This window comes from Micromonospora okii, assembly GCF_020884795.1.
In the GTDB taxonomy this organism is placed as follows: Bacteria; Actinomycetota; Actinomycetes; order Mycobacteriales; family Micromonosporaceae; genus Micromonospora; species Micromonospora okii.
The window spans coordinates 1-1,282 of sequence record NZ_BBZF01000003.1 but is presented as its reverse complement, the minus strand read 5'-3'; the positions used below and the strand labels follow the sequence as shown (position 1 = coordinate 1,282).

Here is a 1,282-nt window from a genome sequence, read left to right as displayed (position 1 = left end):
TTGGGTTCTAGTGGTGGTTGCAACACCTGAGTTGCAGGGGTTGCAGTGTTCGAAGTTCGTAAGGACCGGTTGCCGCAGGGGCGGAAGAAGTTACATGCCGAGCGCCAGGCTTATCTTGATCTTGTGGCGCAAGGTGTGGGTACCGCGCAGGCGTGCCGGGTTGTCGGGGTCAACCGGCGTACCGGGCACCGTTGGCGGTACGGACGAGTAAGCCAGGCCGGGCGGGAGGCTGCGTCTCCCGCCCGGCCGAGCCCTTCCGGCCGGTTCCTGTCCGTCGAGGATCGGATCTTGATCGCGGACCTGCGCCGGGAGGGCAGATCGCTGCGGTCGATCGCGGCCGAGTTGGGACGGGATCCCTCCACGGTCAGCCGTGAGGTGCGCCGTAACGCCCACCCACGGACCGGGGACTACCGCCCGCACGCGGCCCAGGCGCAGGCCGACGCGCGGCGCCCCCGGCCGAAGATCAGCAGACTCGCCGCGAATCCGAAACTGCGCCAAGCGGTGCAGGACGGCCTGGACCGACGGTGGAGTCCCGAACAGATCGTGCGACGGTTACGGCAGGACTTCCCCGACCGGCCAGGGATGCACGTGACCCACGAGACGATCTACCAGGCGCTCTACGTCCAAGGACGCGGCGAGCTACGCCGCGAGCTGACCCGGGCGCTGCGCACCGGCCGCGCGGTACGCCGGCCGCACCGTCAACCCGGACAACGCCAGTCCCGCTTCACCACCCCGATGGTGATGATCAGCGACCGACCCGCCGAAGCCGCCGACCGGGCCGTGCCCGGACACTGGGAAGGCGACCTCATCATCGGCAAGGACAACGCCTCCGCCATCGGCACCCTCGTCGAACGCGCCACCCGCTACGTCCTGCTGGTCCACCTCGGCCGAAACCGCACCGCCGAAGCAGTCCGCGATGCGCTGCTAGCCACCGTCGCCACCCTGCCCACCCACCTCAAACGCTCCCTGACCTGGGACCAAGGCGCCGAAATGGCCCTGCATCACCAGTTCAGCACCGCCACCGGCATGCCCGTGTACTTCTGCGACCCCCACTCACCCTGGCAACGCGGATCCAACGAGAACACCAACGGCCTGCTACGCCAGTACTTCCCGAAAGGCACCGACCTCGCCGTCCACACCCCCGAACACCTCGCCGCCGTCGCCGTCGAACTCAACGGCCGACCACGCAAAACACTCGGCTGGGACACCCCAGCCGAGCGCCTCGCTAAACTACTGACCAACACCAGTTGATCATCTATGGTGCAACGACCCCTGGAATCCG

At 67.8% G+C, this 1,282-nt stretch carries 1 protein-coding gene; it reads left to right on the top strand.

What is annotated here, in order from left to right; translation table 11 throughout:
• The first annotated feature begins 123 nt into the window (after nucleotides 1-123).
• A complete protein-coding gene (locus LPU43_RS00020) occupies nucleotides 124-1,251 on the top strand; it encodes an IS30 family transposase (protein WP_444543560.1) in 1,128 nt (375 codons plus the stop codon).
• Nucleotides 1,252-1,282 lie beyond the last annotated feature (31 nt).